Raw genomic sequence first — 6,468 nt, 5'->3', positions numbered from 1 at the left:
TTAAAGTTGAGATTGGCGTTATTTATATATGAGCCAAGAGTTTCTCACACTTAAATACCCTTCACAAAGTTATTACTTAAAATCAAAAAAACCTCCTGAATCAGGAGGTTTTTTTATAGGCAATTTACCCAGATTTATTTCTTGGTCAAAGTCGGCTGATTCACCGGCTGGCCATATTGATCCGACATCACCTCAACCAGCAAATCCGTTTTCAGATATTTCTGAATCACCGCATCAATATCGGCTTTGGTTAATGCCGCCAGTGCCTTGTCACGTTTCTGACGGTAGTTCAGATCACGGTTACGTTCTAGCTGAGAGATTAACATGCTGTGAATACGGCGATCATCTTCCAGTATATTGACGCGTTTTTTCAGTAAACTGGCTTTCGCTGCTTCGACTTCCTGATCTGTTACACCCTTGCTACGCAGTTCATGTATCACTTTCTGGATGGACTCTGAAACTTGGGCAGAACGTCCAGCCGTATAGTTGGCACCAAAAGATAATGCACCGACATCATTCCATTCCGAAAAATCTACACTGGCACTAAAACCATAGACCAGCGCATTCTTTTCACGCAGCTCCTGCGCCAGACGCGAAGACAGTTGTGAATCGCCAATAATATGTCGCAGTATCAGTAAGGCTGGCACATCCGGATGATCTGCACCGACTGGCATGGAGATCGAGGCCAGATAGCTGCCAAATTCACGTTGTTCCGACAAGGCATGCACTTTCTGAGCCGGATATTCGATATAGGTGGATATTAAATGTTCAAAAGGTTCAGCCGTATTCCAGTCTGCAAATTCCTGCTGGCTCAGTGCCTGCATGGTTTTTGGCTTAAAGTCACCAGTGACAGCAACCCGGGCACGATGGGTCTTAAAGAAACGCTGGTACAGTTCCTGCACCTGCTCACGCGAAGCTGCCTGATACTGCTGTTTGGCCAGTTCTGGCTCAAAGTGATAACGTAAATCCCCTGGCTCATAACGTTCCACCAGCCGGGCAAATGTTAAACCGGTTACAGTATCCGGTTCAGTATATGGACGCTCCAAACTGGACAGCGACTGCGACTTGATCAGGTCAAACTGGGTCTGTTCAAACGTCGGGTTCTTTATTACATTCAAAATGTACTTAAAGTATTCCTCAAAATGCTCTTTTTTGGCGGAAATGGAAATATTCAGGCCATTTCCCGTTGCACTAACATTGGCTGATCCACCGACTTCTATGGTCTTGTCTGAAATCTGCTGCAGACTCTGGGTCGTTGATGCACGCATGATCAGATACGCCATCAGATCCAGCAATTCACCCTTATGTTTTAGGGTTTCAGCGGTGCCAAAGTCCAGCGCAATGGTCGAATAGACCTTGTCATCACGGGTTTGGGTTGGAAAGAGTGCATATTGAATGCCATTGTTCAGCTTACCGCGCTGAATCTGCTTTTCCTTGCTGGTCAGGAGCTTTTTCGATTCCTTTACATATTTCTTGACTTCGGCCTGATACACCGAAACATCTTTAAGCGGCTCTTCACTCACCGGCTGCTGATCCAAGGTTGGTTGGTTTTCCGCGACTTCCTGCAGCTGTTGTGCCTTCTTCTGTTCTTCAGGCGTCGGAATAATATTGCCCTGAATACGATATTCAGCCTTAAAGAAATCTTTATAGATCTTGTTGGCATCTGTGACAGAGAGCTGCTGAATGTCATTCAGGTCTTTAAAATATTTTGACCAGTCTCCGCTATAGGTCACGATGTAATCACTTAGGCGTGAACCCAAGGCTGCTGCATTATTCTTAATATTGTCCGCAGCATTGCGGGACATATTTTTGACCCGATTCAGCTCGGTTTCATTGAAATCTTTGCTCTGCTCGACTCCGGTTTGTAATGCCTGTTCAACCTTTTTGGCATCATGATTTGGGGCATAGACCGCACCCATAAACACCATATTCATGTCTTTATCCAGCCAGGTGGTGGACTGTACCGCAGTGGCAATCCCTTGCTCGACAATGCCCTGATACAGGTGCCCGCTCGGCTGCAAGGTATATAAAGTTGGCGTCACCGATAATGCTGTCTGTTTTGCTGTTTCAGCGCGGTTCAGGTAGATATTATATTTGGCATAATTACTGCCTTTCGCCACAGTAAATTCGCGCTGCTTGATCTGTTCAGGACGCAGTTCCGGGACTTGCGGCTGATGCGGTACAGGCCGCGCCTTGATCGGACTGAAATGCTGGTCGATATATTTCAATACCTGTTTTTTGTCGAACTTACCGGAAATCACCATATAAGCGTTATTCGGCGCATACCAGGTACGATAGAACTGGTTTAGTTCCTGCATATTGATCGACTGCAGCTCGTTTAAATCCCCAATTGGCAGACGACCTAGATGCTGGTTGCCATAGGCGGATTTAAAAATCTGATCCATTAACACTGAGAATGGCTGATCCAAACGGATTTCGCGTTCCCGTTTAACAATATCAATCTCGGTTGGGACATATTTTTCCTGTAGCACCAACTTGTCCATACGCTCGGCTTCCAGTTGGATCACCGCAGCCAATGCCGTACTTTCCGGACGAATCAGGTTGGTATATTTAGTCGAGTAATAATCCGTGCTGGCATTGGATGAGAGCGTATACTGATCCAGACGGCGCTGGAATTCATCCCCTTTGATATTTTCCGTGCCCTTAAATGCCAGATGTTCCAGCAAATGTGCCAAACCACCCTTACCCTGTGGGTCATTCAATGAACCGGTAAAATACACCGTATTCATAAAGGTTTTATTTTCCTTATCATTCGGTGCAAGGACGATTCTTAAACCATTATCCAGTTTGTATTCTTCGATATTCTGTTCCGTTTTCACCAAAACCGGTTGGGCAAAACTGAACGTTGCAGCGCCCATTAAAAACATGGAAAGTGTTAATTTTTTAAAGCGTAATGACATTCTTGATCCAGCAAACATGAATATTCTTATTCGACAATTTAATAGAGAATGATTCTCATGGGTTTAACTTGGTTATATTTTCCTACAAGCTACTGTAGCCAGCAACTTTTAACCACTTGTATGAATTAAAACAGAATTTCAGCCTGCATATAGAGCTTGCCATAGCCTGAAACTTCAATCCGTTCATTGTCTAGCATTTCACAATATAGTACCCCGCCACGCTGTGATGCCTGATAAGCAATTAATTTCCGCTTGCCCAATCGTTCTGCCCAGATTGCAACAATCCCGGTATGAATCGAACCGGTCACTGGATCTTCGTTAATTCCATTACTCGGGGCGAAATAACGCGATACACAATCGTAGTGCTCGGCACCAGCTGTCAAAGCTACATCCAGCAATGGTTCAGATGCCGTGATTGCAGTGCGGCGGTCATTCACCTGTTTCAGCAAGGCAAAATCCGGGGTTTCATCCAGCACATCCTGCACCGACTCATATTCAATAATATAAGCCTGTTCATTTAGGTAGACATTCTTAAAGGTCTTAGTGAGTGCAGCACGCAATACTGCTGGATATTCATCCACCAACACTGGACGACGTACCGGAAAATTCATACGAATGCGACCATCTTCATCCTGACTAACCGTAAAAATACCCAAGTTTTTTACATGAAAGCGAATAGTTTTGTGTTCGGTATAATCCTGAAACAGCACAAAGCTGCTCGCCAACGTTGCATGTCCACAGAAATCCACTTCCTTGGTCGGGGTAAACCAGCGGATTTCATAGTTTTCCGCATCCAAGATTTTGACAAATGCAGTTTCCGATAAGTTATTTTCCAGTGCAATGTTCTGCATCAGGCTGTCATCCAGCCACTCATCCTGCACGATCACCGCAGCAGGATTACCCTTGAACAGCTCCGTGGTGAAGGCATCCACTTGATACATTTTCATTGCTTATGCTCCATTTTGTTAGGGCTTTAGTTTAAAAGCTTTTTCACAAGAAAAAATTTATATATGTTAACAAACAGATAAATGCATACTTTCCAGCAATCCCTTCTAATGATTTTAGGACTGACATGTTAAATCCACATCTCAAAGCCGTTCCCCTGGAAAAATCCTATCGTCTTCTTAACCACGGCCCAACCGTACTGGTTTCTGCAAAGGATCAGGAAAATACCGATGTCATGGCAGCCGCTTGGGCCTGTGCACTGGAGTTTCAGCCTGCCAAAGTTACTGTGGTTCTGGACAAAAGTACCAAGACACGTAAAATTATTGAAAATTCAGGCTATTTTGCACTACAGGTACCCACACTCAAGCAGCTCAAAATGGTATATCAATTAGGCACCATCAGCCTGCATGATGAGCCCAACAAACTAGAGAAATGCGGTGTTGAACTATTCCAGTTTGATCAATCTGATATTCCGGTAGTAAGTGGCTGTACAGCCTGGTTGCTATGTGAGCTGATTCCCGAACCACATAACCAGCAACACCATGACTTGTTTATAGGCAAAGTCATTGCCGCCTATGCCGATGAACGCGTGTTCCGTGACGGTCACTGGTATTATCAGGAAGTCGAACCTGAATGGTGCAGTATTTACCATGTTGCTGGTGGGCATTTCTATACCATTGGTGATGCGGTTTCAGTGGATGACCAGGATAAATAATTAACTGGCTTTCAGACCCTATGCTGCTGAAAATTTCCTACATAAATCATGCATAAATACACCACCTAGCGTCACGCACTGCGGGGCAAATATGCTACTTTATAAAATAATTTCAAACGGTTTAATGACACATGATGCCTTTTAAAATCCACTGCATAGACGTCAAAAATAGCTTACAGAATTATATCTGGCTACTGGAACATACCCACTCCAGACAGGTTGTGGCCATTGATCCCACAGAAGCTGGACTGGTACAGGATTATTGCCAGCAAAATAACCTGGAACTGGCACAGATCTGGCTCACCCACTGGCATAAGGATCATATTGGCGGTGTGCCGGAACTGATTCAGGGTCAAAACATCCCGGTCTATGGCCCGCGTGAAGAACTGAGTAAAATTCCATTTATTACTCATCCGCTGGAACATGACAATCAGTTCAAGTTTCATGGTTTAGAAGTCAGCATTATCAGCGTACCGGGACATACCTTAGGCCATATCGTATACTTTATTGATGCGCGGGATGTGTTGTTCTGTGGCGATACCCTGTTTGCTATGGGCTGTGGCCGCGTGTTTGAAGGCACCTTTGAACAGATGTTCCATTCCCTGTCTCGTCTGGCCGCCTTGCCACCACGTACCAAAGTGTATTGCACCCATGAATACACCCTGTCCAATGCCCAGTTTGCCCTACATGTTGAACCGGAAAATCTGGAAATTCAGGAACGGCATGAACAGGTAGAACGTTTACGAATGCTCGGTCAATGCACTCTGCCAAGCAGCATTGAAATCGAACTGAAAACCAATCCTTTCCTGCGTGCAGACAGTGTGGAAGAGTTTACCCGTCTGCGCACCCTCAAAGATAATTTCTGATCTAAAGAATTTGATTGCTTTGCGCGTAGGCGTCCAGCTCGGCCTGAGTCACCACGCGTAAAGCATGCATCTCATCCACCCGTACCAGTAACAAACCACCCAATGCCGGCTGATAACGACGTGCACTCCCAAAAGGTGTATAAGCAACTTTGGACTGCACGGTAAATTCCAGCCAATCTTCATGTCCCAACATCACAGCCACTGGTGTCAGCCCCTGTTGCTGCATCTGCTCAATCGCCTCTCTGACATATTGTTCAATATTGATTTGGGCCATAATGAAAATCCAAAGTTGGGGTAAAATGAAGCGAACAGATAATCAAACTCGTATTAGTTCGCTCAAGCAAATAGAGACCTAGCTACATTCCTATTAAATCATAAAGATAGTGATCAATCGGCATTCGACTAAAACAAGTCAGATTTCGTTAAAAACCGCTGTAAATATAGACAGACAAATCCTCCGATATAATATTTAGTTACAACATCTAAAAGTATCCAGAAATCATTTATTTAGTTATTTTTTGATGATTTTTTACGCATTTGTATGCTGATAAATACAACATTTTCAGAATATTTAAAGGATTTTAAAAATTTTCCCCTTTAAAAAAAATTTTTTCACCCTAATTTATTAATAAATAGTGATGAAGGAGTTATCTCGTGAAAAAAGTGGTGAAAGCAAAAAATCTTCTAGCATTCCGTTTATGGTTAGAAAAATTGGGGTATTCAGTACGCACTTTGGCCGACAACCGTGGTTTTACCTTTAGCTTTAAAAAAGAATATGGGCTTGTGACCTGCGACCTTTCAGGCAATGCGCTTGCCATGCAGTTAGGGGAAGAATTCGAAGACCATTTGAAAGCTTAAATTGCATCACTTTTAACGAGAATGATCAATTTCAAGCATCAATAATTTTAATGCCAAGCCAGCCCATTTCGATGGGCTCTTTTTTTGTCTATCAAAAATTCAGGCAAAAAAAAAACAAGGTATCAACCTTGTCTCTTTTGAATGGTGGGGACGGAGAGACTCG

Annotated in this window: 6 protein-coding genes; 3 read left to right on the top strand and 3 right to left on the bottom strand. The window is 43.8% G+C overall.

Annotated elements, in window-relative coordinates:
* Nucleotides 1–134: 134 nt before the first annotated feature.
* Nucleotides 135–2,921, bottom strand: coding sequence for a pitrilysin family protein (locus GW12_RS08985; protein ID WP_034586540.1), 2,787 nt, complete (start codon nucleotides 2,919–2,921; stop codon nucleotides 135–137).
* A gap of 125 nt (nucleotides 2,922–3,046) precedes the next feature.
* On the bottom strand, nucleotides 3,047–3,868 hold the full coding sequence (locus GW12_RS08980; RefSeq protein ID WP_034586537.1) for a PhzF family phenazine biosynthesis protein: 822 nt from the start codon (nucleotides 3,866–3,868) through the stop codon (nucleotides 3,047–3,049).
* Nucleotides 3,869–3,993: 125 nt separating this feature from the next.
* Between GW12_RS08980 and GW12_RS08975 the strand changes: the two genes are divergently transcribed.
* Nucleotides 3,994–4,581 carry a flavin reductase family protein gene (locus tag GW12_RS08975; RefSeq protein ID WP_034586534.1) on the top strand — a complete coding sequence of 196 codons (588 nt, stop codon included), beginning with the start codon at nucleotides 3,994–3,996 and terminating at the stop codon, nucleotides 4,579–4,581.
* Nucleotides 4,582–4,712: 131 nt separating this feature from the next.
* Nucleotides 4,713–5,447, top strand: a complete 735-nt coding sequence (gene gloB / locus GW12_RS08970; RefSeq protein WP_034586531.1) for a hydroxyacylglutathione hydrolase — start codon at nucleotides 4,713–4,715, stop codon at nucleotides 5,445–5,447.
* Nucleotide 5,448: 1 nt separating this feature from the next.
* Here the strand turns inward: gloB and GW12_RS08965 are convergent, their stop codons facing one another.
* Entirely contained in the window at nucleotides 5,449–5,721 is a 273-nt protein-coding gene (locus tag GW12_RS08965) for a hypothetical protein (RefSeq protein ID WP_034586528.1), read from the bottom strand.
* 380 nt (nucleotides 5,722–6,101) lie between these two features.
* On the opposite strand from GW12_RS08965, the gene GW12_RS08960 reads away from it, so the two are divergent.
* Nucleotides 6,102–6,305 carry a hypothetical protein gene (locus GW12_RS08960; protein WP_034586525.1) on the top strand — a complete coding sequence of 68 codons (204 nt, stop codon included), beginning with the start codon at nucleotides 6,102–6,104 and terminating at the stop codon, nucleotides 6,303–6,305.
* Nucleotides 6,306–6,468: the final 163 nt, after the last annotated feature.

This window comes from Acinetobacter sp. HR7 (assembly GCF_000773685.1).
GTDB classification, from domain to species: domain Bacteria; phylum Pseudomonadota; class Gammaproteobacteria; order Pseudomonadales; family Moraxellaceae; genus Acinetobacter; species Acinetobacter thermotolerans.
This window is presented reverse-complemented; position numbering and strand designations above follow the sequence as displayed.